Here is a 23582-nt window from a genome sequence, read left to right on the forward strand (position 1 = left end):
CGGGGAGCGAGAACCTCACATGATCGAAATCGAACTCGACGGCAAGAAGGTCGAAGTGGCCGAAGGCAGCATGGTCATGCATGCGGCCGACAAGGCCGGGACCTACATCCCGCATTTCTGCTACCACAAGAAGCTCTCCATCGCCGCCAACTGCCGCATGTGCCTGGTGGACGTGGAGAAGGCGCCCAAGCCGATGCCGGCCTGCGCCACGCCCGTGACGCAGGGCATGATCGTGCGCACCCAGTCCGACAAGGCCGTCAAGGCCCAGAAGTCGGTCATGGAGTTCCTGCTGATCAACCATCCGCTGGACTGCCCCATCTGCGACCAGGGCGGCGAATGCCAGCTGCAAGATCTGGCGGTGGGCTACGGCGGTGGCGCCTCGCGCTACCAGGAAGAAAAGCGCGTGGTGTTCCACAAGGACGTCGGCCCGCTGATCTCCATGGAGGAGATGAGCCGCTGCATCCACTGCACCCGCTGTGTGCGTTTTGGCCAGGAAGTGGCCGGCATCATGGAACTGGGCATGGTGAACCGGGGCGAGCACTCCGAGATCACCACCGTGGTCGGCGACACCGTCGACTCCGAGCTGTCGGGCAACATGATCGACATCTGCCCGGTCGGTGCGCTCACGAGCAAGCCCTTCCGCTACAGCGCCCGCACTTGGGAACTGTCGCGCCGCAAGTCGGTGAGCCCGCACGATTCCACCGGCGCCAACCTGATCGTCCAGGTCAAGAACAACCGTGTGATGCGCGTTCTGCCGATGGAGAACGAGGACGTCAACGAGTGCTGGATCGCCGACCGCGACCGCTTCTCCTATGAAGCCCTCGGCAGCGAACAACGCCTGACGCAGCCCATGCTGAAGCAGGGCGGCCAGTGGCAGGCCGTGGACTGGCAGACGGCCCTCGAGTACGTCGCCAACGGCCTCAAGCAGATCAAGGGCGATCACGGCGCCGCTGCCATCGGCGCGCTGGTGAGTCCGCACAGCACCGTGGAAGAACTGGCCCTGGCCGGCGCGCTGGTGCGTGGCCTCGGCAGCGAGAACATCGACCACCGCCTGCGCCATGCCGATTTCGGCAACGTGGGCAGTGGCATCCGCTGGCTGGGCACCCCCATCGCCTCGCTGTCGAACCTGCAGCGCGTGCTGGTTGTCGGCAGCAACCTGCGCAAGGACCATCCGCTGTTCGCGCAGCGCATCCGCCAGTCGGTGCGCAAGGGCGGCAAGCTGTTTGCCATCGCATCAGCCGAGCAACTGGCGGCCGACGCCTCGTGGGCCATTCCGCTGGCCGGCTTCCAGCAGGTCGACGCGGCCGACTGGTACGGCGCTCTGGCCCGGATCGCCGCTGCCGTGGCGGCAGAGAAGGGCGTCGCCGCACCCGCCCAGGCTGATGTGACCGATGCCGCGCGCGGTGTGGCGCAGGCTCTGGTGGGCGGCGAGCGCAAGGCCATCCTGCTGGGCAACGGCGCCGCGCACCATGCCGAGGCTTCGCGGCTGTTGGCACTGGCCCAGTGGATCGGCGCCCAGACCGGCGCCAGCGTCGGCTACCTGACGGAAGCGGCCAACACCGTCGGCGCGCAGTGGGTCAACGCCCAGCCCGGCGCCAAGGGCCTGAACGCCGGCCAGATGCTGGCAGGCGGCCTCAAGGCGGCGCTACTGCTCAACACCGAGCCGGTGTTCGATTCGGCCGCCGGTGCGCGTGCCGCGGACGCACTCGGTCAGGCGCAGATGGTGGTCACCCTGAGCCCCTTCAAGGCCAACCTCGAATTCAGCGACGTGCTGCTGCCCATCGCGCCGTTCAGCGAGACGCCGGGCACCTTCGTCAATGCCGAAGGCCGCATCCAGAGCTTCCATGCCGTGGTGCGCCCCCTGGGCGAGGCACGTCCCGCGTGGAAGGTGCTACGCGTGCTGGGCAACCTGCTGGGGCTGTCGGGTTTCGACTTCGAGTCGACGCAGGACGTGATGGCCAAGGTGCGTGGTTCGTCCGCTGCAGACTTCGTCGCCGCGGAGCGCCTGAGCAACGACGCCCCGGCCGTCGACTTGGCTTCTGCCCCGGCCGCCGGACAGGCCGCACCGGTCACCGCCGCCATCTACCAACTGGACTCGCTGGTGCGCCGCGCACCGTCGCTGCAACTGACGACCGACGGCCGCCGCGCCGCCGCCGCACAGGAGGTGTCGGCATGATCGACGCGCTGTACAACGCCGGCTACGGCCTCATCGGCGCCCACTGGTGGACGGCCGGCGGCTGGCCCGTCATCTGGGCGCTGCTCAAGATCATTGCGGTGCTGCTGCCCGTGCTGGGCGCCGTGGCCTACGCCACGCTGTGGGAGCGCAAGTTCCTCGGCTGGATCCAGGTCCGCCACGGACCCAACCGGGTCGGCCCCTTCGGCCTGCTGCAGCCGATCGCCGACGCGGTCAAACTGCTGACCAAGGAACTGATCAACCCGACGGCGGCCAGCTCCGGCCTGTTCCGCCTCGGCCCGGTCATGGCCATCATGCCGGCCCTGGCGGCCTGGGTGGCCATTCCCTTCGGCCCTGACGCAGTCATCGCCAACGTCAACGCCGGCCTCCTGCTGATCATGGCCATCACCTCCATCGAGGTGTACGGCGTGATCATCGCCGGCTGGGCCTCGAACTCGAAGTACGCCTTTCTGGGCGCGCTGCGCGCCTCGGCCCAGATGGTGAGCTACGAGATCGCGATGGGCTTCTGCTTCGTCGTGGTGATCATGGTGTCGGGCAGCCTGAGCCTGGGCGACATCGTCGCCGTGCAGGGCAAGGGCACCTTTGCCGACATGGGGCTGTCCTTCCTGTCCTGGAACTGGCTGCCGCTGCTGCCCATCTTCATCGTCTACCTGATCTCGGGCGTGGCCGAAACCAACCGTCACCCCTTCGATGTGGTGGAAGGCGAGGCCGAGATCGTGGCCGGCCACATGGTCGAATACTCGGGCATGGGCTTCGCGATCTTCTTCCTGGCCGAGTACGCCAGCATGTGGCTCGTGTCGATCCTGGCCGTGCTCATGTTCCTGGGCGGCTGGCTGCCCCCGGTGGGCTTCCTGGCCTTCATCCCCGGCTGGATCTGGCTGGGCCTGAAGACCTTCTTCGTGCTGTCGCTGTTCATCTGGATCCGCGGCACGTTCCCGCGCTTCCGCTACGACCAGATCATGCGCCTGGGCTGGAAGATCTTCATCCCCGTCACGCTGGTCTGGCTGCTGATCGTCGGCGGCTGGATGCAGACGCCCTGGAACATCTGGAAATAAGGTGGACCACGAATGACTGCCGTCGCTGCTTCTCCTTTTTCGATCAAGGACTTCTTCAAGAGCTTCATGCTCGTGGAACTGTTCAAGGGCATGGCCCTGACGGGGCGCTATGCGCTGCGCCGCAAGGTGACCGTCCAGTTCCCGGAAGAAAAGACCCCCCTGTCGCCGCGCTTCCGCGGCCTGCATGCCCTGCGCCGCTACGAGAACGGCGAGGAGCGCTGCATCGCCTGCAAGCTCTGCGAAGCCGTGTGCCCCGCCGTGGCCATCACCATCGAGTCCGCCGTGCGCGACGATGGCACCCGCCGCACCACCCGCTACGACATCGACCTGACCAAGTGCATCTTCTGCGGCTTCTGCGAAGAGAGCTGCCCGGTCGACTCGATTGTCGAGACGCACATCCTGGAGTACCACGGCGAGAAGCGCGGTGACCTGTACTTCACCAAGGACATGCTGCTGGCGGTGGGCGACCGCTACGAGCAAGAGATCGCGGCCAGCAAGGCGGCCGACGCCAAGTACCGCTGAACCGGCGAAGCGAAAAGAAAAACCCATGGACGCCAAGACCGGCTTCTTCTACCTGTTCTCGGTCGTGCTGCTGTTTGCAGCCTTCCGGGTTGTGACCGCCCGCAATCCTGTGCATGCGGTGCTGTACCTGATGCTCGCCTTCTCGCAGGCCGCCGCTGTGTGGCTGCTGCTCAAGGCCGAGTTCCTGGCCATCGTGCTCGTGCTGGTGTACCTCGGCGCGGTGATGGTGCTCTTCCTCTTCGTGGTGATGATGCTTGACCTCAACGTCGACCATCTGCGCCAGAACTTCTGGAAGCACTTCCCGCTGGCCGCTCTCGTCGGCGTGGTGATCGCGCTCGAGATGGCCTATGTGCTGATGGGCGGCTTCCGCCTGCAGACCTCCGCGGCCGACACCGTGGCGGCCGCGAATCAGGTGTCCAACACCAAGGCCCTGGGCCTTCTGCTCTACAGCGAGTACGTGTACCCGGTGCAGGTCGCGGCCGTGATCCTGGTCGTCGCCATGATCGCCGCCATCGCCCTCACGCTGCGCCGCCGCAAGGACACGCGCTACGTGGACGTGAAGGACCAGATCCATGTGAGGGCCAGCGACCGCCTGCAGGTGATCAAGGTGTCGCCCACCCAGGCCCCGCAGCCCGCCGCGCCTGCCGCGGAAGGGGAGAGCAAGTGATGACATTGACCCTTGGCCACTATCTGTCGCTCGGCGCCATCCTGTTTGCGCTGGCCGTCATCGGCATCTTCCTCAACCGCAAGAACCTCATCGTGCTGCTGATGTGCATCGAACTGATGCTGTTGGCGGTCAACATGAACTTCGTCGCCTTCTCCTCCTACCTCGGCGACCTGCACGGACAGATCTTCGTGTTCTTCATCCTCACCGTGGCAGCGGCCGAATCGGCCATCGGCCTGGCACTGCTGGTGCTGCTGTTCCGCAACAAGTCGACCATCAACGTCGATGAACTCGACACGCTGAAGGGATAACGATGGCCACGACCTTGTCTGCATCCACCCTGCTGGCGGTGCCGCTGGCGCCGCTCGTCGGCTGCGTGCTCGCCGGTATCCTGGGGACGCAATTCGGCGGCAACCGCATCGGCCGAGCCGCCTCGCACACGCTGACCATCCTGGGCGTGTTCGTCGCCTTCGTGCTGTCGGCTTGGACGCTCTACAGCGTGGCCGTCGACGGCGCCCGCTTCAACGCCACCATCTACGAATGGATGGTCGTGGGCGGCCTGAAGATGGAAGTCGGCTTCATGATCGACAGCCTGACGGCCATGATGATGTGCGTCGTCACCTTCGTGTCGCTGATGGTGCACATCTACACCATCGGCTACATGGAAGAGGACGAGGGCTACAACCGCTTCTTCGCCTACATCTCGCTCTTCACCTTCTCCATGCTGATGCTGGTGATGAGCAACAACCTGCTGCAGCTGTTCTTCGGCTGGGAAGCGGTGGGCCTGGTGTCGTACCTGCTGATCGGCTTCTGGTACAACAAGCCGACGGCCATCTTCGCCAACATGAAGGCCTTCCTGGTCAACCGCGTGGGTGACTTCGGCTTCATCCTCGGCATCGGCCTGATTGCCGCGTACACCGGCACGCTCAACTACACCGAGATCTTTGCCAAGTCGGGCGAGCTGGGCAAGATGGGCTTCCCGGGCACCGACTGGATGCTGATCACCGTGATCTGCATCTGCCTGTTCATCGGCGCGATGGGCAAGAGCGCGCAGTTCCCGCTGCACGTCTGGCTGCCGGACTCGATGGAAGGCCCGACGCCCATCTCCGCGCTGATCCACGCCGCGACGATGGTGACCGCCGGTATCTTCATGGTGTCGCGCATGTCGCCGCTGTTCGAGCTGTCGGACACGGCCCTGAACTTCATCCTGGTGATCGGTTCGATCACGGCCTTGTTCATGGGCTTCCTGGGGATCATCCAGAACGACATCAAGCGCGTGGTGGCGTACTCGACGCTGTCGCAGCTGGGCTACATGACCGTTGCGCTGGGCGTGTCGGCCTATCCGGTCGCCGTGTTCCACCTGATGACGCACGCATTCTTCAAGGCGCTGCTGTTCCTCGGCGCCGGCTCGGTGATCATGGGCATGCACCACAACCAGGACATCCGCTGGATGGGCGGCGTGCGCAAGTACATGCCCATCACCTGGATCACCTTCCTGCTGGCGTCGCTGGCCCTGATCGGCACGCCCTTCTTCTCGGGCTTCTATTCGAAGGACGCCATCATCGAGGCCGTGCACGCCAGCCACCTGCCGGCCGCGGGCTTCGCCTATTTCTCGGTGGTTGCAGGCGTGTTCGTCACGGCCTTCTACTCGTTCCGCCTGTACTTCCTGGTGTTCCATGGCAAGGAGCGCTACGACCAGAACCCGGACGCGCACCACGACGACGCCCACGGTCATGGCCATGGCGACCATCACGGCCATGGTCACCACAAGCCTCACGAGTCGCCCGGTGTGGTGACCGTGCCGCTGCTTCTGTTGATGATCCCGTCGGTGGTGATCGGCTTTTTCACGCTGATGCCGATGCTGAACAGCTTCTTCGACGGCGTGATCTTCGTCGACACGGCCCGCCACCATGCGATGGCCGAGCTGCGTGAGGACATCCACGGTCCGGTTGCCATGGCCCTGCATTCGCTGACCAGCCTGCCACTGTGGCTGGCCATCGCCGGCGTCGCGCTGTCGTACTACATGTACATGGTCAACCCGGCACTGCCGGCTGCCATCAAGCGTGCCTGCATGCCGATCTACAACCTGCTCGAGAACAAGTACTACCTCGACTGGATCAACGAGAACATCCTGGCCCGTGGCGCCCGTGCGCTGGGCACCGGCCTCTGGAAGGGCGGCGACCAGGCCATCATCGACGGCGCGCTGGTCAATGGCTCGTGGAAGCTGGTGGGCCGCATCTCGGCGGCCATCCGCTGGATGCAGTCTGGCTACATCTATCACTACGCCTTCGCGATGCTGCTGGGGGTGTTCCTTCTCATGACGTATTTCGTCTGGTTCAAGCGCTGACGCGGGCTGGAGAACAAGAAAAATGGGTTTGCTGAGCCTTGCCATCTGGCTGCCGATCGTGATCGGCGCCTTGCTGCTGGCGTTCGGGCGGGACGACCAGGCGCGCTTCGTGCGCTGGGCGGCACTCGTCGGGTCGGTGGCGAGCTTCCTTGTCACCATTCCGGTGTACACGCGCTTCCAGACCGGCACCGCCGCGATGCAGTTCGTCGAGCGTGCGCCGTGGATCGAGCGCTTCAACATCAACTACCACCTGGGCGTCGATGGCCTGTCGATGTGGTTCGTGCTGCTCACGGCCTTCATCACGGTGATCGTCGTGATCTCGGCCTGGGAGGTGATCACCGAGCGCGTCAACCAGTACATGGGCGCGTTCCTGATCCTGTCGGGCCTGATGATCGGCGTGTTCGCCGCGCTGGACGGCATGCTGTTCTACGTGTTCTTCGAGGCCACGCTGATCCCGATGTATCTGATCATCGGCATCTGGGGCGGTCCGAACCGGATCTACGCGGCCTTCAAGTTCTTCCTGTACACGCTGCTCGGCTCGCTGCTGATGCTGGTGGCCCTGGTGTACCTGTACCGCGCCTCGGGCGGCAGCTTCGACATCGCCACCTGGCATCGGACGCCCCTGGGCTCGACGGCGCAGACGCTGATCTTCTTCGCCTTCTTCGCGGCCTTCGCCGTGAAGGTGCCGATGTGGCCGGTGCACACCTGGCTGCCCGACGTGCACGTCGAGGCGCCCACCGGCGGCTCCGCCGTGCTGGCCGCCATCATGCTGAAGTTGGGCGCCTACGGCTTCCTGCGCTTCTCCATGCCGATCGCGCCCGATGCTGCCCGTGAATGGGCGTGGCTGATGATCGCGCTGTCGATCGTGGCGGTGATCTACGTGGGCCTGGTGGCCATGGTCCAGCGCGATATGAAGAAGCTGGTGGCCTATTCGTCGGTCGCCCACATGGGCTTCGTGACGCTGGGCTTCTTCATCTTCAATCCGCTCGGCGTGGCTGGCGGCATCGTGCAGATGATCGCCCACGGTTTCGTGTCGGGCGCGATGTTCCTGTCCATCGGCGTGCTGTACGACCGCATGCACTCGCGCCAGATCGCCGACTACGGCGGCGTGGTCAACGTCATGCCCAAGTTCGCCGCGTTCGCGCTGCTGTTCGCCATGGCCAACTGCGGCCTGCCTGCCACCGCCGGCTTCGTGGGCGAATGGATGGTGATCCTGGGTGCCGTGAAGGCTAACTTCTGGATCGGCCTGATGGCTGCCACCGCGCTGATCTTCGGCGCCGCCTACACCCTGTGGATGTACAAGCGCGTGTATCTCGGCCCCATCGGCAACGACCATGTGAAGGAACTGACGGACATCAACGGCCGCGAGTTCTTCATGCTCGCCGTGCTGGCCGTGGCCGTGCTGTGGATGGGCCTGGATCCCAAGCCCTTCACCGACGTGATGGACGCTTCCGTGGCCGAGCTGCTGCGCCACGTGGCCGCCTCCAAGCTGCCTTGACCAGAGTCCACGCAGACAAGAGAACAAGATGATCGACAAACTCAGCTGGGTGGCTGTCTACCCCGAGATCCTGCTGCTGGTGATGGCCTGCGTCATCACGCTGTTCGACCTGCGTGTCAGCAGCGCGCACCGCACCGCCACCCATTGGCTCACGATGCTCACGCTGGCCGCGACGGCGCTGCTGACCGGCATGAACGCCGTCGCCGGCCACACCTTCCACGGCTTCGGCGGCATGGTGGTAAGCGACCCGATGGGCAACTGGCTCAAATGCTTCTCGGCCGTGGCGCTGATGGTCACGCTGGTCTATGGCCGTCCCTATGCGGCCGACCGCCAGATGCTGCGCGGCGGTGAGATGTTCACGCTCAGCCTGTTCTCGCTGCTCGGCATGTTCGTGATGATTTCGGGCAGCAACTTCCTGATGATCTACCTGGGCCTGGAACTGCTCACGCTGTCCAGCTATGCCCTGGTGGCACTGCGCCGCGACCATGCGACGGCCAGCGAAGCCGCCATGAAGTATTTCGTGCTCGGCGCCATGGCCAGCGGCTTCCTGCTCTATGGCATGTCGATGATGTACGGCGCCACCGGCTCGCTTGACGTCAACGAGGTCTTCAAGAGCATCGCCAGCAGCAAGGTGAACCACCAGGTGCTGGTGTTCGGCCTGGTGTTCATCGTCGCTGGTCTTGCCTTCAAGCTGGGTGCCGCGCCCTTCCACATGTGGCTGCCGGACGTCTACCACGGCGCCCCCACGGCCGTGACGCTGCTGATCGGCGCCGCGCCCGAGCTGGCGGCCTTCGCCATCGTCATCCGTCTGCTGGTGGAAGGCATGCTGCCGTTGGCCTTCGACTGGCAGCAGATGCTGGCCGTGCTGGCCGTGGCGTCGCTGCTGGTGGGCAACCTGGCCGCCGTCGCGCAGACCAACCTCAAGCGCATGCTGGCCTACTCGACCATCGCGCAGATGGGCTTCGTGCTGCTGGGCCTGGTGGCTGGCGTGATCGACGGCAACACGCTCAACGCCCAGTATGCGTACAGCGCGTCGATGTTCTACATCGTGACCTATGTGCTGACCACGCTGGCGAGCTTCGGCATCATCCTGCTGCTGGCCCGCGAAGGCTTCGAGAGCGAAGAGATCTCCGACCTTGCCGGCCTCAACCAGCGTAGCCCGCTGTATGCCGGCGTGATGGCCATTGCGATGTTCTCGCTGGCCGGCATTCCGCCGCTGGTCGGCTTCTATGCCAAGCTGGCGGTGCTGCAGGCGCTGCTGGCTTCGGGGCAGGGCGTGTATATCGGCCTGGCGGTGTTCGCCGTCATCATGTCGCTGATTGGCGCCTTCTACTACCTGCGCGTGGTGAAGGTGATGTACTTCGACGCACCGCTGACGGCCACGACCGTGGCGGCGCCGCGCGACGTGCGGGCCGTGCTGTCGGTCAATGGCGCCCTGATCCTGATCCTGGGCATCCTGCCCGGCGGCTTGATGACCCTGTGTGCCCGGGCCATCGTGGCCACGCTGGGCAACTGATCGCGTCGTGGGCAGCAACGCATCGGCCTGGGTCGTCCTCGGCGTTGCGCTGGTCCTGGCCAACCTGCCTTTCCTGAACGAGCGGCTGCTCGCCGTGCTGCCCTGGCGCACGGCGGTCAAGCCGCTCGCGGTGCGTCTGGGGGAGCTGGTGCTGTGCTATCTGCTGGCCGGCATGGTCGGCCGGCTCTTCGAGGGCAAGCAGGGCATGGTGGCGGCGCAGGGCTGGGAGTTCTATGCGGTGACGGCCGCCTTCTTCCTGGTGCTCGCCTTTCCGGGCTTCATCTGGCGCTACCTTCTCAAACGCAAAGGGTACTGAACCGTGACCGCTGACATCGCCCACCTGGAAGAAAAGAAGGTCGCGTCGGAGCGGCTGTTCGAGGGTCGGTTTCTGCGCGCGTACCGTGACACGGTCGCGCTGCCCGATGGCGGGACCGCGACGCGCGAGTACGTCATCCACCCGGGCGCGGTGGTGGTCATTCCGCTGCTGGACGATGGGCGCATCGTGCTTGAGCGCCAGTTCCGATACCCGGTGGGCCAGGTCATGGTGGAGTTCCCGGCCGGCAAGCTCGACGCCGGCGAGGATGCGCTAGTCTGCGGGCAGCGCGAACTGCTGGAAGAAACCGGCTACCGCGCCCGCGAGTGGGCCAAGGCCGGGGTGATGCACTTGGCCGTGGCCTACTCGACGGAGGTCATCCACATCTACTTCGCGCGCGGCCTGAGTGCTGGCGATCGCAAGCTTGACCAGGGCGAGTTCCTCGACGTGTTCACAGCAGCGCCCGCGGATCTGCTGAGCTGGTGCCGTGATGGCACGGTGACGGATGCGAAGACGCTGGCCTGCTCGGTCTGGATGCAGAACGTGCTTTCCGGCAACTGGGCACTGGAATGGCGGGCTGCGGATAATTCCGCGCCATGAAGGTCCTGAATCTGCGTTGTGCCCATGGCCACGGTTTCGAGGGCTGGTTCGGCTCCGAGTCGGAGTTCGAGACCCAGCGCGACGGTGGCCAGATCGAATGCCCGCTCTGTGGTGACAAGGCCATTGTCAAAGGCCTGAGCGCACCGCGTCTCAACCTCAGCGCCGGGCGCGAGGCGTTGCCGTCTGAAGCTCAGCTTCAACCGCCGCAGCAGCAGAACCCGGAAGCCCGCTGGATGCGCGCCGTCCGGGAGGTGCTTGCCAGGACCGAAGACGTGGGCGACCGGTTTGCGCAGGAAGCGCGGCGCATGCATCACGGCGAGGTGGAAGAGCGCGGAATCCGTGGCCAGGCCACGCCCGAGGAGACCGCCGCTTTGCTGGAGGAAGGCATTGCGGTGCTGCCGCTGCCGCTGCCGCCTGCACTCAAGGAACCCTTGCAGTAGGGTTGTGGATCGACGCGCGGTCGCCCGACCAGGCTGTTGCACCGCGCTCGCCACCGATGACTCAGCCCGCCGTGTGCGGGCTTTGTTGTGTCTGGGCGAAGCTGCACTGGCGCGAAGCGCCGGGATTCCCGAAAGGGGGTGCGGCAGGCTCAGGCCGTGAACTGCAGCGCCGCCAGCTTGGCGTAGCTGCCGCCGCGGGCGATCAATTCGGCATGGGTGCCTTGTTCGACGATGGCGCCGTGGTCCAGCACCACGATGCGGTCGGCCCTTTGCACCGTCGCAAGGCGGTGGGCAATGACCAGCGTGGTACGACCTTCCATTGCCGATTCGAGGGCGGCCTGAACGACCCGTTCGCTTTCCGCATCGAGCGCCGAGGTGGCCTCGTCCAGCAGCAGCAGCGGTGGTGCCTTCAGGATGGCGCGTGCAATCGAGAGCCGCTGCTTCTGCCCCCCCGACAGGCGCACGCCGCGTTCCCCCAGGAAGGTGTGGAAGCCGTCGGGCAGGGCGTCGATGAAGCCCTCGGCGTGCGCAAGGCGGGCCGCATGCCGGACTTCGGCCTCCGTCGCGTCGGGCCGGCCATAGCGAATGTTCTCGAGCGCCGTGGTCGAGAAGATCACGGCGTCCTGCGGCACCAAGCCGATGCGTCCGCGAAGGTCATCCAGCGCAAATCGACGCAGCGACTGACCGTCCAGCCGGATGTCGCCGGTCTGCGGATCGAAAAAGCGCAGCAGCAACTGGAACACAGTGCTCTTGCCCGCGCCGCTCTCGCCCACCAGGGCCACGGTTTCGCCAGGCGCCACGTCGAGCGAGAAGTGTCGCAGGGCCGCCGTGCCCGGGCGTGACGGGTAATGGAAGCCGACATCCTCCAGCATCACCTGGGCGCCTGCGGAGGCGGGTGGTGCGGCCTGCACGGCCTCTGGCGACGAAATGGCGATGGGCGCGTGCAGCAGTTCCATCAACCGTTCCGTGGCGCCTGCCGCGCGCAGCAGGTCGCCGTAGACCTCGCCCAGCACCGCCAGCGCGCTCGCCAGGATGACCACATAGACCACCGTCTGGCCCATGTGACCGGGACTGATCTCACCCCGCAGCACGGCCTGCGTGCCGGCGTAAAGGCCCCAGAGCAAGGCGGCCGAGGTGGCAATGATGATGAAGGCGACCAACACGGCCCGCGCCTTGGTGCGCCGCACGGCCGTCTCGAAGGCTGCCTGGGTGGAGCCGGCAAAGCGCTCGGCCTCGCGGGTCTCGGCCGTATAGCTTTGCACCACCGGAATGGCATTGAGCACCTCGGCCGCGATGGCGCTGGCGTCGGCCACGCGGTCCTGGCTGGCGCGGGAGAGCCGCCGGACGCGGCGGCCGAAGGCCATGGCCGGCAGCACGACGAGCACGAGCACCAGCGCCACCTGGGCCATCAGCCAGGGATTGGTCCAGATCAGCATGGCCAGCGCGCCGACGCCCATGACCGCATTGCGCAAGCCCATGCTGAGAGAGGAGCCCACTACGGTCTGGACCAGCGTCGTGTCGCCCGTGAGGCGCGACAGCACCTCGCCGGTCTGCGTGGTCTCGAAGAACTGCGGGCTCTGGTGCAGCACGCGGCCGTACACGGCGGTGCGCACGTCGGCCGTGATGCGCTCGCCCAGCCAGCTCACCGTGTAGAAGCGCGCGGCAGAGAACAGCCCCAGCGCGATCGCCACGCCGAACAGGGCCAGGAAGTGTTCGCGCAGTGCCATCACCTGATCGCCGGGTGCCGTGGGGGCCAGGCCGGCGTCGATCAGGCCGCGAAGCGCGATGGGAAACACCAGGGTCGTGACCGCCGCCATGACCAGGAACAGAGCCGCCATCGCGATCTGGAGGCGGTAGGGGCCAAGAAAGGGCGCCAGGCCGGCGAGCGAGCGGGGGGAGCTTTTGGCGTTCTTCACAGGAGTGCGGGGCAATCGCGGCGCAGTGGCCGGGCCGCGCGGATTCTAACGAGACCTTGCCACCCCAGAATCAGCCTTGACAATATTTGACGAGGCAAATAATATCTCCCCATGTCCAAATCAGAGACGACTCCGCCCGGCGGCACCGCCGGGCCGCCGCCCGTGGATTTCTACCGGGCCGAGAGCTACACCGCCGAGGAAAGCCTGGGCTACGCGATGAAGCGCATCCTGACCTGCGTGTCGCAGGCCGTCGAAAACGAACTGGTCGAGCCCGGCGGCCCGACCTATCCACAGTGGGTGCCACTGCACAAGCTGCACATGGGTAGCGCTGGCACGGTGGCCGAACTGGCCCGTGAGTGCCAACTGGACACCGGCGCCATGACGCGCCTGCTGGATCGGCTCGAAGCCAAGGGGCTGGTGCGTCGGGTGCGCTCGCAGGAGGACCGGCGGGTCGTCAACCTCGAATTGACGCCTGAGGGCCTGAGTGCTGCCCAGAAGGTGCCGGCCGTGCTCAGCCGGGTCCACAACGAGATGCTCGCCGGCTTCACGAAGGTGGAGTGGGAGCAGCTCAAGGATTACCTGAACCGCATCCTGGGGAACGCCCAGAGAAAGCAGGCCGCATGCCATCGGGCATCGGGCCAAGGAGTTTCGCGATGACTTTTTCTTCGACCCAGGGCCGCGAGGGCCGTCCGGCGCTGATGGCGGTGGGCCTGGCGGTTGCGTTGCTGGCCGCGGGCTGTGCCGACACCGCAGGCATCGCCTCCCACGCCCGCATGCGGGATGCGGTGCAGGCGGGCGTGCCGGCGAACGCGCAGCCGGCCAACGATTTCGCGCAGGTCGACGCGCAGTGGTGGCATGCCTTCGGCGATGCCCAACTCGACACGCTCGAGCAGCAGGCCCTGGCGGCCAGCCCCAGCCTGCAGGTGGCCCAGGCCCGCGTCGCCAAGGCGCTCGCGGCGACTGGCGTGGCCGAAGCGACAGGGCGACCGCAGCTCAGCGGCGACGCACAGCTGCTGCGACAGCGCTACAGCGAGAACTACATCTATGGCGCGCTCGGCGGCACGGTGCAGGAAAACGGCACGCTGCAGCTCAATGGCAGTTGGGAGCTCGACTTCTTCGGCCGCAACCGCGCGGCCATCCAGGCTGCGGTGGGCAGTGCACGCGCCGCGCAGGCCGATGCCCAGGCGGCGCGCATCCTGCTGACCACCAATGTGGCGCGCAGCTACATCCAGTGGGCGCGGCTGGAGGCGCAGCGCGATGTCGCCCGCCGCACGCTGGCCCAGCGCGAGGAGACGCTGCGCCTGGTGCGGGATCGCGTGTCGGCCGGCCTGGACACCCAACTAGAGCAACGACAGAGCGAAGGCGGGCTGCCCGAGGCACGGCAGCAGATCGAGGTGCTGAACGAGCAGATCGAGAACGCCCGGCATGCACTCGATGCGCTGGTGGCCGTGCCCGACGCCACGCGTGGTCTCAGGCCGCCCGCGCTGGCGTCGCTGCAAGCGGTGCCGCTCGCCACGCAGATTCCCGCCGACCTGCTCGCCCGCCGCCCTGACGTGGCGGCTGCCCGCTGGCGCGTCGAGGCGGCGGCGAGCGACGAGGAGAGCGCCCGCGCCCAGTTCTATCCGAACATCAATCTGACCGCCTTCGTCGGGACGCAGTCCATTGGATTCGACAAGCTGCTCAAGTCGGGTAGCCTGCAATGGGGCGTGGGGCCCGCGCTGCACCTGCCCATCTTCGAGGGCGGGCGCCTGCGGGCCAACCTGGGCGGCAAGGCGGCCGACCACGACGCGGCCATCGAAAGCTACAACGGGGCCGTGATCGATGCCGTGCACGAGGTGGCCGACCAGGTCGCCAGCGCGCGGTCAATCGGCCGGCAGCAGGTTGAGCAAGGCAATGCGCAACGCGCCGCCGAGGACGCCTACCACATCGCGCTGCAGCGCTATCAGGCGGGGCTGGGCACGTACCTGAATGTGCTCACCGCCGAGACGGCGGTGCTCACCCAGCGCCGCCAGGCGGTGGACCTCGCTGCCCGGGCGCTCGATACCCAGGCCTCGCTTGCTCGCGCCCTGGGTGGCGGCTGGGCCGGCGATGCTCCCGCGGCCGCGCAGACGGCCGCCCTCAACGAATCCGCCGCGGCGCGCTGAGACGCAGCGCCCGCACGTCCGCAAGGAGCCAGACCATGAACGACAACATTGCTTCTTCTTCCCAGGCCGCCGACGAGAAGGCGCCCAACACCCGTCGCCGCAAGGCGCTGACGACCCTGGCCGCGGTGGTGGTGGTGGCCGGCGCCGGCTGGGCTGCCTACGAGTGGCTGGTCGCGAGTCATTACGAATCCACCGACAACGCCTATGTCCAGGGCAACATCATCCAGATCACGCCGCAGGTGGCTGGCACGGTGATGAGCATCGCAGCCGACGAGACCGACTACGTCAAGCAGGGCCAGCCACTGGTGCAGTTGGACCCGGCCGACGCCCAGGTGGCGCTCTCGCAGGCGGAAGCCGCACTGGGCCAGGCCGTGCGGCAGGCGCGCACGCTCTACGTCAACAACGGCTCGCTGGCCGCGCAGGTCAACCTGCGCCAGGCCGACGTGGTGAAGGCCCAGGCCGACGTTGCTCGCGCGCAGGACGACCTGCAGCGTCGGCGCTCCCTCACCGGCAATGGGGCGGTTTCGAAGGAAGAGCTGAGCCATGCCGAGACGGCGGTCGCCAACGCCCGAAGCGCGCTGGCGGCTGCACAGGCGGGCGTTGCGGCGGCCCGCGAGCAACTGGCCAGCAACCGGTCGCTGACCGAAGGCACCACGGTCGAGGAACACCCCAGCGTCCAGGCCGCCGCTGCGAAGGTGCGCGAAGCCTGGCTGGCGACTCAGCGCGTCGCGCTGCCTGCGCCGGTCGATGGCTATGTGGCCAAGCGCACGGTCCAACTGGGCCAGCGTGTGGCGCCGGGCGCGCCCCTCATGTCCATCGTGCCGCTGGGACAACTGTGGGTCGACGCCAACTTCAAGGAAAGCCAACTGCGCAGCATCCGCATCGACCAGCCCGTGACGCTGACGGCCGACGTGTACGGCAAGAAGGTGGTCTACCACGGCAAGGTCGCCGGCCTTGGCGTTGGCACGGGTGCGGCCTTTGCGCTGCTGCCGGCGCAGAACGCGACCGGCAACTGGATCAAGGTGGTGCAACGCGTGCCGGTGCGCATCAGCCTGGACGTCAATGAACTGAAGGCTAATCCGCTGCGCGTCGGCCTGTCGATGGACGCGGAAGTCGATGTGGCCAACAGCAACGGCAAGATGCTGGCCGATGCGCCGCGCGCGTCCGACTTCGCATCGACCCAGGTCTACAACGGGCAGGACGATGGTGCCGAGAAGGCCGTGCAGCGGATCATCGCGGCCAACCTCGGGCGGCCGGTGCCGGCTTCGGCCGGCCCCGCGCCGGCTGGTGCCAAGCCGGCCGTGGCCTCGCCGTCGAGTCAGGCTGCCGAGGGCGGCGCCCGCCACGCGCTGCAGGCTTCGGCCGCCCCGCGCCCGCTCTGATCGCCGCGAGGAATTTCATCCATGGCTGCTTCTGAGCCAAAGGCGGCCGCGGCCGCCATTGCGCCACTGGAAGGCTCGGCGCGCGTGCTGGGCACCATTGCCCTGTCGGCCGCCACCTTCATGAATGTGCTGGACACATCCATCGCGAACGTGTCGCTGCCCGCCATCTCGGGTGACCTGGGCGTCAGCCCGACGCAGGGCACCTGGGTCATCACCAGTTTCGGCGTGGCCAATGCCATTGCCGTGCCGCTCACCGGCTTCCTGACACAGCGCTTCGGGCAGGTCCGCCTGTTCATGGCCAGTGTGCTGCTGTTCGTGCTGAGCTCGTGGTTGTGCGGCATGGCCCCCAACATGACGATGCTGATCGCCTTCCGGGCGCTGCAGGGCTTCGTGGCGGGGCCGATGATCCCGCTGTCGCAGACGCTGTTGCTGTCGAGTTATCCGCGCGCCAAGGCGGGCCTGGCCATGGCGATGTGGTCCATCACCACGCTGGTGGCGCCGGTCATGGGGCCGCTGCTGGGGGGCTGGATCACCGACAACATCTCGTGGCCCTGGATCTTCTTCATCAACGTGCCGGTCGGCCTGTTGGCGGCGTCGGTCACCTGGAGCATCTACCGCAAGCGCGAGACGCCCACGCGGCACGTGCCCATCGACGCCATCGGCCTGGGCCTGCTGGTCGCCTGGGTAGGCGCGCTGCAGCTGATGCTGGACAAGGGCAAGGAGCTCGACTGGTTCCATTCCGGCGAGATCATCGCGCTGGCAGTGGTGGCGGTCGTGGGCTTTGCGTTCTTCCTGGTATGGGAGCTGACCGAAAAGCACCCGGTGGTCGATCTGTCGCTCTTCAAGCGCCGCAACTTCTGGTCGGGGGCGCTCGCCACGTCGGTGGGTTACGGCCTGTTCTTTGGGAACGTGGTGATCCTGCCGCTGTGGCTGCAGCAGTACATGGGCTACACGGCGACGAGCGCGGGCATGGTGCTGGCCCCGGTCGGCCTGTTCGCCATCGTGCTGTCGCCCATGGTGGGGCTCACGGTGGGCAAGGTCGATCCGCGTTACTACGCGACCATGTCCTTCATCGTGTTCGCGCTGGTGGTGTGGATGCGCTCGCACTTCACCACGCAGACGGACTTCGAGACGATCATGATCCCGACGCTCATCCAGGGCATCGCGATGGCCTTCTTCTTCATCCCGCTGGTGACCATCACGCTGTCCGGATTGCCTCCAGAGCGCATTCCGGCGGCGTCGGGGCTGTCGAACTTTGCGCGCATCACGGCAGGCGCGATGGGCACCTCGATCTCGACCACGCTGTGGGAGAACCGCGCGGCGCTGCACCATGCGCAACTGGCCGAAGCCGTCAATCCGAGCAGCCCTGCCGCGAGTGCAACCCTGTCGATGTTCGGCAATGCCGGTTTCAGCGCCGAGCAGGCGCTGGCGCAGATCAACCGGCTCGCGGACCAACAGTCCTTCATGCTGGCCACGGCGGACCTGTTCTATGCGTCGGCGGTGCTCTTCATCCTGCTGATCCCGATCATCTGGATCGCGCGGCCCGCCAGGGGCGCAGCAGGAAGCGACGCGGCGGCAGGCGCCCACTGAAAACGAGGCGGGCCTGTCGGCCGCGCCGCGTTCCGCGAAACGAACAAGACAACGCCCGCCGGCAGACACGCCGGCGGGCGTTGTCGCATGCGCGGCGTGTAACTGCTCACCCGTCGGCGGGGCCGTGGCTCCCAAGCAATGGTCTGGGCCCGCGCTGCGGCGCTTTTCGCGCATTGCACTGCAGCATCCGCATTTGCCCCAGTAGCAGCCGAGAGAGCCGCTGCCAACAATGCGCCAACGTTCGAGGCTTGCGATGCAGGCTCCCCTGGTACGACAACGACGGAAACGCATGACCCCAAGATTCGATGCGCAGCGGCAGGAGGCCCGCGGATGAGCGACATCATTCTCGAGACACGGCAGCTCACGAAGGAGTTCAAGGGCTTCACCGCGGTCAGCAAGGTCGACCTCCGGGTGCAGCGTGGCGCGATCCATGCACTGATCGGTCCCAACGGTGCCGGCAAGACCACCTGCTTCAACCTGCTCACCAAGTTCCTGGAGCCGACGTCGGGCACGATCCTGTTCAACGGGCTCGACATCACTCGCGAGCGGCCCGCACAGATCGCACGCCGAGGCATCATCCGCTCCTTCCAGATCTCGGCGGTCTTCCCGCACCTGACCGTGCTGGAGAACGTGCGGCTCGCCCTGCAACGGGCGCTCGGGACCTCCTTCCACTTCTGGAAGAGCGATCGCACGCTCGTCCCACTGAATGCTCGGGCACGCGAGCTTTTGGCGGAGGTCGGCCTCGAGGCCATGGTCGACGACCTGGCGGTGAACCTCCCTTATGGGCGCAAGCGCGCCCTCGAGATCGCGACCACGCTGGCCATGGAGCCTGAACTGATGCTGCTGGACGAACCCACGCAGGGCATGGGCCACGAAGATGTGCACCGCGTGGCCGAGCTGATCAAGCGCGTTTCCGCCGGGCGCACCATCCTGATGGTCGAGCACAACATGAGCGTGGTCTCGACCATCGCCGACACCATCACCGTGCTTCAGCGCGGTGCCGTCCTGGCCGAAGGACCTTATTCCGCCGTGTCGCGCAATCCCCAGGTCATGGAAGCCTACATGGGCACCACCGACGGCCAGCTGCAAGGAGCCCACTGAATGCGCGAGTCCTCGTTGCCCGACGCGGGTTGGGTACGTGATCCGGCTGCAGCCTGCGCAGCCACGAAGGAGCGTTCATGACCACGCCCGCATTGGCCATCGAAGGCCTGCATGCCTGGTATGGCGAGTCGCATGTGCTGCATGGCGTGGACCTTCATGTGAACCCTGGCGAGGTCGTCACCTTGCTGGGCCGCAACGGCGCCGGCCGCACGTCTACGCTGCGCGCCATCATGGGCCTGACGGGCGCCCGCAAGGGCAGCATCCGGGTCGGCGGACAGGAGACGATCGGGCTGCCCACTCACCGAATCGCCCATCATGGTATCGGCTACTGCCCCGAGGAGCGGGGCATCTTTGCCAGCCTGTCGGCGGAGGAAAACCTCCTGCTGCCGCCCCCACTCAAAGGGGTGGGCGCCGGCATGTCGGTGGACGAGATCTACGCCATGTTCCCCAACCTGGCGGAGCGACGCCATAGCCAGGGGACGCGCCTGTCTGGCGGCGAGCAGCAGATGTTGGCCGTCGCGCGCATCCTGCGCACGGGGGCCCGGCTGTTGCTGCTTGACGAGATCTCTGAAGGCCTCGCCCCAGTCATCGTGCAGGCCCTCGCACGCATGATCACCACGCTGCGCGCCAAGGGTTATACGGTGCTCATGGTCGAACAGAACTTCCGCTTCGCGGCGCCGCTGGCTGACCGCTTCTATGTCATGGAGCATGGCGTCGTCGTCGAGTCTTTCGATGCGGCCCAGCTCGACGCCAAGATGCCGCTGCTCAACGAGCTGCTCGGCGTGTGATGCACCCCACACCCGTTCCGATTTCACCCCTAGGAGACACACCATGAAGATCACCCTTACCCGTGTTGCGACGGCTGTCCTGGCGCTGGGCCTCGCTGCACCGGTGCTCGCGCAGGAAAAGGTCAAGATCGGCCTCGTCACCGACATGTCGAGCCTTTACTCGGATGTGGAAGGCAAGGGCGGAGCGACGGCGATCCAGATGGCCATCGACGATTTCGGCGGCAAGGCACTTGGCCAGCCTATCGAGCTGCTGACTGCGGATCACCAGAACAAGGCGGACATCGCCGCATCCAAGGCGCGCGAGTGGATCGACACCGCGGGTGTGACGATGGTCTTCGGTGGCACCAACTCGGGCACGGCCCTCGCCACGGCCAAGGTGGCGGCCGAGAAGAAGCGGGTGTACTTCAACAACGGCGCGGCGACGTCCGCCCTCACCAACGAGCAATGCACGCCCTACACGGTGCACTATGCCTACGACACGGTCGCGCTGGCCAAGGGCACTGGTGCAGCGGTCGTTGACCAGGGTGGCAAGAGCTGGTTCTTCCTGACGGCCGACTATGCATTCGGCCACGCGCTCGAGGCGGACACCACCAAGGTCATCAAGGAGAAGGGCGGTACCGTGGTCGGCTCCGTGCGCACGCCGCTCAACGCCAGCGACTTCTCGTCCTTCCTGCTGCAGGCGCAGAACTCCAAGGCGCAGATCCTGGGCCTGGCCAACGCGGGAGGCGACACCATCAACTCCATCAAGGCCGCCAAGGAGTTCGGCATCGACAAGACGATGAAGACGGCGGGGCTGCTCGTCTTCCTGTCCGACATCCACAGCCTGGGCCTCAAGAACACCGAGGGCCTGCTGCACACCACCAGCTGGTACTGGGACATGAATGACGACTCCCGCAAGTGGGCGCAGCGCTTCTTCGACAAGACCAAGCGCATGCCCACGGACATTCAGGCGGCCGACTATTCGGCGACGATGACGTACCTCAAGGCTGTCGAGGCTGCCAAGACCACCGACTCGGACAAGGTGATGGAGCAACTCAAGAAGATGACCATCAGCGACTTCTACGCCAAGGGTCAGATCCGCGCCGATGGCCGTTTCGTGCATGACATGTACCTGGTCGAGGCCAAGAAGCCCTCGGAATCTAAGCGGCCTTGGGACTACTTGAAGGTCGTCAAGACGCTGCCGGGCGATCAGGTCTTCACCACCAAGGCCGAGAGCAAGTGCGCTCTCTGGAAGTAATGGACGCGGGCGGCTGAAGCAATAGCTCGTCCCGCCGGTTTCTTGTGCCGGGTCTCGCGTGCGGGCCCCCGGTCGGCAGTCTCTTCCAGCGCCATGACATGACCGTTTCCCTTCCTGCCTTGCTGAGCCAGCTGTTGCTGGGGCTTGTCAACGGATCGTTCTATGCGATCCTGAGCCTCGGCCTTGCCGTGATCTTCGGGTTGCTCAACGTCATCAACTTCGCCCATGGCGCGCTGTTCATGCTCGGCGCCGTCCTGAGTTGGGCGGCGATGAACTACTTCGGCATCGGCTACTGGTGGATGCTGATCCTGGCGCCGTTGATCGTCGGGCTGCTGGGCGTCGTCATCGAGCGGCTGCTGCTGCGCTGGATCTACAAGCTCGACCATCTCTATGGATTGCTGCTGACTTTGGGACTCACGCTGCTGGTGGAAGGTGTCGTTCGGTCCTTCTACGGCGTCTCCGGTCTGCAGTACGACGCGCCGGATCAGCTGTCCGGTGCCACCAACCTGGGCTTCATGATCCTGCCCAACTATCGGGCCTGGGTCGTCGTGGCTTCGCTCCTGGTGTGCCTGGCCACCTGGTTCGTGATCGAGAAGACCCGTCTGGGCGCCTACCTACGGGCGGGTACCGAGAACCCGAGGTTGGTCGAGGCCTTTGGCGTCAACGTGCCGTTGATGGTCACGCTCACCTACGGCTTTGGTGTCGCGCTGGCCGCGTTCGCGGGTGTCCTGGCGGCTCCCGTCATACAGGTGTCTCCGCTGATGGGGCAGAACCTCATCATCGTGGTGTTTGCCGTGGTGGTCATCGGCGGGATGGGCTCGATCATGGGTGCAATCCTCACCGGGCTAGGACTCGGGGTGATCGAAGGTCTGACAAAGGTCTTTTACCCCGAGGCATCCTCAACTGTGGTGTTCGTGATCATGGTCGTGGTGCTGCTGCTGCGTCCCGCAGGCCTGTTCGGCAAGGAAAAGTAGCAAAGGTGTCACTCGCAATGAACTCCAGATCCACCTTGGGCTATGGTCTGTTGCTGGCGGCTTTGGTGGCCGCACCGTGGCTGGGCGCCTACCCGGTCTTCGTGATGAAGCTCATGTGCTTCGCGCTGTTTGCCGCGGCGTTCAATCTCTTGCTGGGGTATACGGGCCTGCTGTCGTTCGGGCACGCTGCCTTTCTTGGCGGCTCTGCCTACGTGGCCGGTCATGCGATCAAGGTCTGGGGGCTTACCCCCGAACTGGGGCTGTTCCTCGGGACAGCGGTGGGCGCGGCGCTCGGCTGGGTCTTCGGCATGCTGGCGATCCGTCGACAGGGGATCTACTTCGCAATGATCACGCTGGCGCTGGCGCAGATGGTCTACTTCTTCGCGCTGCAAGCCCCGTTCACCGGCGGCGAGGATGGTCTGCAGGGCGTGCCGCGCGGAAAGCTGTTCGGCGTCCTCAGTCTGCAGAGCGACCTGACGATGTATTACGTGGCGCTCGTTGTCGTGGCCCTGGCGTTCGCGCTGATCGTGCGCACGGTGCACTCGCCATTCGGGCAACTGCTCAAGGGGATCAAGGAGAACGAGGCCAGGGCGCTTTCCCTTGGCTATGACGTCGGCCGTGTGAAGCTGGTGGCCTTCGTGATCTCCGCCGCGCTTTCGGGTCTGGCCGGTGCACTCAAGACGGTTGTCCTCGGCTTTGCCACGCTGACGGATGTGCACTGGTCCTCGTCGGGCTCCGTCATTTTGATGACGCTGCTGGGTGGCCTGGGCACGTTGTCGGGTCCGCTGGTTGGCGCCACGGTGGTCGTGGCGCTGGAGAACAAGATCGGTGAGTTGGGTAATCTTCTTGCGTCGGTGACGAAGGTTGACTGGTTCAGCACCCTCGGGGAATCCGTGACGATCGTGACCGGGCTGATCTTTATGGTTTGCGTCCTCGCCTTCCGACGCGGGATCATGGGGGAGGTGATCGCATTCCGGAGCCGCAAGCGGCGATAGCTGCTCGGTGCTTCGGGAAGGCCGCGGCGCGGACGAATGGTGGGGCCGCTTCGGCAGCATCCTTCGTATCTCACATGAGAACCTGCGTGCGAGTCGCAGTTGCCGAGCAACGTGACTCCACGCATAAGTCTCTCCAGTGAGTTGTCGACGCTGGGGCGCCACTCAGTTGGGCACCCTGTCAGGCAGGACAAAGAATTTGTCGGCAGCTTGATTCCCCGGCGAAAACCCTCGTATACTGGCGGGCTCGCTGACTGATACGTAGCCTTTGGTTGCTGAGTTTGGCTGGTGAGGGGTTTGAGAGAGTGG

At 65.9% G+C, this 23582-nt stretch carries 21 protein-coding genes; 20 read left to right on the forward strand and 1 reads right to left on the reverse strand.

Features of this window, described 5'->3' with window-relative positions:
* The first annotated feature begins 19 nt into the window (after window positions 1–19).
* Genes nuoG through ACT54X_RS10560 form a run of 11 tightly spaced genes read left to right on the forward strand, consistent with a single transcriptional unit; the run spans window position 20 to window position 11149 of the window.
* Entirely contained in the window at window positions 20–2176 is a 2157-nt protein-coding gene (gene nuoG, locus ACT54X_RS10510; RefSeq protein WP_294367567.1) for an NADH-quinone oxidoreductase subunit NuoG, read from the forward strand.
* Window positions 2173–3249, forward strand: a complete 1077-nt coding sequence (nuoH, locus tag ACT54X_RS10515) for an NADH-quinone oxidoreductase subunit NuoH (RefSeq protein ID WP_234196621.1) — start codon at window positions 2173–2175, stop codon at window positions 3247–3249. Before nuoG ends, nuoH begins: the two co-directional genes overlap by 4 nt.
* Before the next feature lie 12 nt (window positions 3250–3261).
* On the forward strand, window positions 3262–3771 hold the full coding sequence (nuoI, locus tag ACT54X_RS10520) for an NADH-quinone oxidoreductase subunit NuoI (RefSeq protein ID WP_058641599.1): 510 nt from the start codon (window positions 3262–3264) through the stop codon (window positions 3769–3771).
* A gap of 25 nt (window positions 3772–3796) precedes the next feature.
* The gene (locus ACT54X_RS10525) at window positions 3797–4438 is read left to right on the forward strand and encodes an NADH-quinone oxidoreductase subunit J (protein WP_294367578.1); all 642 of its coding nucleotides are present in this window, start codon (window positions 3797–3799) and stop codon (window positions 4436–4438) included.
* Window positions 4438–4746, forward strand: a complete 309-nt coding sequence (nuoK, locus tag ACT54X_RS10530) for an NADH-quinone oxidoreductase subunit NuoK (RefSeq protein WP_294367580.1) — start codon at window positions 4438–4440, stop codon at window positions 4744–4746. The genes ACT54X_RS10525 and nuoK overlap by 1 nt, the downstream gene beginning before the upstream one ends.
* A gap of 2 nt (window positions 4747–4748) precedes the next feature.
* Window positions 4749–6782: an NADH-quinone oxidoreductase subunit L gene (gene nuoL / locus ACT54X_RS10535; RefSeq protein ID WP_294367582.1), complete on the forward strand. Its 2034-nt coding sequence runs from the start codon at window positions 4749–4751 to the stop codon at window positions 6780–6782.
* A gap of 22 nt (window positions 6783–6804) precedes the next feature.
* Window positions 6805–8280 (forward strand): NADH-quinone oxidoreductase subunit M, encoded by a 1476-nt coding sequence (locus ACT54X_RS10540; RefSeq protein ID WP_294367583.1) that lies wholly within the window; start codon window positions 6805–6807, stop codon window positions 8278–8280.
* 28 nt (window positions 8281–8308) lie between these two features.
* Window positions 8309–9796, forward strand: coding sequence for an NADH-quinone oxidoreductase subunit NuoN (gene nuoN / locus ACT54X_RS10545; protein WP_294367585.1), 1488 nt, complete (start codon window positions 8309–8311; stop codon window positions 9794–9796).
* Window positions 9797–9803: 7 nt separating this feature from the next.
* Complete coding sequence (locus tag ACT54X_RS10550) at window positions 9804–10112, forward strand: DUF2818 family protein (RefSeq protein WP_294367587.1); 309 nt, start codon at window positions 9804–9806, stop codon at window positions 10110–10112.
* Between the two features lie 3 nt (window positions 10113–10115).
* Entirely contained in the window at window positions 10116–10709 is a 594-nt protein-coding gene (locus ACT54X_RS10555) for an NUDIX domain-containing protein (RefSeq protein WP_294367589.1), read from the forward strand.
* Entirely contained in the window at window positions 10706–11149 is a 444-nt protein-coding gene (locus tag ACT54X_RS10560; RefSeq protein WP_294367590.1) for a DUF1178 family protein, read from the forward strand. Before ACT54X_RS10555 ends, ACT54X_RS10560 begins: the two co-directional genes overlap by 4 nt.
* Before the next feature lie 149 nt (window positions 11150–11298).
* On the opposite strand, the gene ACT54X_RS10565 is transcribed toward ACT54X_RS10560, so the two are convergent.
* Window positions 11299–12987: an ABC transporter transmembrane domain-containing protein gene (locus ACT54X_RS10565; RefSeq protein WP_476346407.1), complete on the reverse strand. Its 1689-nt coding sequence runs from the start codon at window positions 12985–12987 to the stop codon at window positions 11299–11301.
* Window positions 12988–13176: 189 nt separating this feature from the next.
* On the opposite strand from ACT54X_RS10565, the gene ACT54X_RS10570 reads away from it, so the two are divergent.
* The 9 genes from ACT54X_RS10570 to ACT54X_RS10610 all read left to right on the forward strand — a co-directional run bounded on the left by ACT54X_RS10570 (window position 13177) and on the right by ACT54X_RS10610 (window position 23276).
* Entirely contained in the window at window positions 13177–13722 is a 546-nt protein-coding gene (locus ACT54X_RS10570) for a MarR family winged helix-turn-helix transcriptional regulator (protein ID WP_294367594.1), read from the forward strand.
* On the forward strand, window positions 13719–15209 hold the full coding sequence (locus ACT54X_RS10575; protein ID WP_294367596.1) for an efflux transporter outer membrane subunit: 1491 nt from the start codon (window positions 13719–13721) through the stop codon (window positions 15207–15209). Before ACT54X_RS10570 ends, ACT54X_RS10575 begins: the two co-directional genes overlap by 4 nt.
* Before the next feature lie 35 nt (window positions 15210–15244).
* On the forward strand, window positions 15245–16591 hold the full coding sequence (locus tag ACT54X_RS10580; protein WP_294367598.1) for an HlyD/EmrA/EmrK family protein: 1347 nt from the start codon (window positions 15245–15247) through the stop codon (window positions 16589–16591).
* 21 nt (window positions 16592–16612) lie between these two features.
* A complete protein-coding gene (locus ACT54X_RS10585) occupies window positions 16613–18181 on the forward strand; it encodes a DHA2 family efflux MFS transporter permease subunit (protein WP_294367600.1) in 1569 nt (522 codons plus the stop codon).
* Between the two features lie 330 nt (window positions 18182–18511).
* Window positions 18512–19282, forward strand: a complete 771-nt coding sequence (locus tag ACT54X_RS10590) for an ABC transporter ATP-binding protein (RefSeq protein ID WP_294367603.1) — start codon at window positions 18512–18514, stop codon at window positions 19280–19282.
* 77 nt (window positions 19283–19359) lie between these two features.
* A complete protein-coding gene (locus ACT54X_RS10595; protein ID WP_294367604.1) occupies window positions 19360–20070 on the forward strand; it encodes an ABC transporter ATP-binding protein in 711 nt (236 codons plus the stop codon).
* Between the two features lie 43 nt (window positions 20071–20113).
* Window positions 20114–21307: an ABC transporter substrate-binding protein gene (locus tag ACT54X_RS10600; protein WP_017761172.1), complete on the forward strand. Its 1194-nt coding sequence runs from the start codon at window positions 20114–20116 to the stop codon at window positions 21305–21307.
* Between the two features lie 98 nt (window positions 21308–21405).
* Window positions 21406–22281 (forward strand): branched-chain amino acid ABC transporter permease, encoded by an 876-nt coding sequence (locus ACT54X_RS10605; protein WP_294367606.1) that lies wholly within the window; start codon window positions 21406–21408, stop codon window positions 22279–22281.
* A gap of 17 nt (window positions 22282–22298) precedes the next feature.
* The gene (locus ACT54X_RS10610) at window positions 22299–23276 is read left to right on the forward strand and encodes a branched-chain amino acid ABC transporter permease (protein ID WP_294367607.1); all 978 of its coding nucleotides are present in this window, start codon (window positions 22299–22301) and stop codon (window positions 23274–23276) included.
* The last annotated feature ends 306 nt before the right edge of the window (window positions 23277–23582 follow it).

The sequence above is a fragment of the Pseudacidovorax sp. DMC4 genome (genome assembly GCF_056314265.1).

What these genes read in the sequence shown, in the direction of transcription:
- ACT54X_RS10565 (WP_476346407.1), bottom strand. Translation starts at nt 12,987, where the DNA reads ATGGCGGCTCTGTTCCTGGTCATGGCGGCGGTCACGACCCTGGTGTTT.
- nuoI (WP_058641599.1), top strand. Translation starts at nt 3,262, where the DNA reads ATGACTGCCGTCGCTGCTTCTCCTTTTTCGATCAAGGACTTCTTCAAG.
- nuoL (WP_294367582.1), top strand. Translation starts at nt 4,749, where the DNA reads ATGGCCACGACCTTGTCTGCATCCACCCTGCTGGCGGTGCCGCTGGCG.
- nuoK (WP_294367580.1), top strand. Translation starts at nt 4,438, where the DNA reads ATGACATTGACCCTTGGCCACTATCTGTCGCTCGGCGCCATCCTGTTT.
- ACT54X_RS10600 (WP_017761172.1), top strand. Translation starts at nt 20,114, where the DNA reads ATGAAGATCACCCTTACCCGTGTTGCGACGGCTGTCCTGGCGCTGGGC.
- ACT54X_RS10540 (WP_294367583.1), top strand. Translation starts at nt 6,805, where the DNA reads ATGGGTTTGCTGAGCCTTGCCATCTGGCTGCCGATCGTGATCGGCGCC.
- nuoG (WP_294367567.1), top strand. Translation starts at nt 20, where the DNA reads ATGATCGAAATCGAACTCGACGGCAAGAAGGTCGAAGTGGCCGAAGGC.
- ACT54X_RS10560 (WP_294367590.1), top strand. Translation starts at nt 10,706, where the DNA reads ATGAAGGTCCTGAATCTGCGTTGTGCCCATGGCCACGGTTTCGAGGGC.
- ACT54X_RS10575 (WP_294367596.1), top strand. Translation starts at nt 13,719, where the DNA reads ATGACTTTTTCTTCGACCCAGGGCCGCGAGGGCCGTCCGGCGCTGATG.
- ACT54X_RS10610 (WP_294367607.1), top strand. Translation starts at nt 22,299, where the DNA reads ATGAACTCCAGATCCACCTTGGGCTATGGTCTGTTGCTGGCGGCTTTG.
- ACT54X_RS10595 (WP_294367604.1), top strand. Translation starts at nt 19,360, where the DNA reads ATGACCACGCCCGCATTGGCCATCGAAGGCCTGCATGCCTGGTATGGC.
- ACT54X_RS10525 (WP_294367578.1), top strand. Translation starts at nt 3,797, where the DNA reads ATGGACGCCAAGACCGGCTTCTTCTACCTGTTCTCGGTCGTGCTGCTG.
- ACT54X_RS10580 (WP_294367598.1), top strand. Translation starts at nt 15,245, where the DNA reads ATGAACGACAACATTGCTTCTTCTTCCCAGGCCGCCGACGAGAAGGCG.
- ACT54X_RS10590 (WP_294367603.1), top strand. Translation starts at nt 18,512, where the DNA reads ATGAGCGACATCATTCTCGAGACACGGCAGCTCACGAAGGAGTTCAAG.
- nuoN (WP_294367585.1), top strand. Translation starts at nt 8,309, where the DNA reads ATGATCGACAAACTCAGCTGGGTGGCTGTCTACCCCGAGATCCTGCTG.
- ACT54X_RS10570 (WP_294367594.1), top strand. Translation starts at nt 13,177, where the DNA reads ATGTCCAAATCAGAGACGACTCCGCCCGGCGGCACCGCCGGGCCGCCG.
- ACT54X_RS10605 (WP_294367606.1), top strand. Translation starts at nt 21,406, where the DNA reads ATGACCGTTTCCCTTCCTGCCTTGCTGAGCCAGCTGTTGCTGGGGCTT.
- nuoH (WP_234196621.1), top strand. Translation starts at nt 2,173, where the DNA reads ATGATCGACGCGCTGTACAACGCCGGCTACGGCCTCATCGGCGCCCAC.
- ACT54X_RS10585 (WP_294367600.1), top strand. Translation starts at nt 16,613, where the DNA reads ATGGCTGCTTCTGAGCCAAAGGCGGCCGCGGCCGCCATTGCGCCACTG.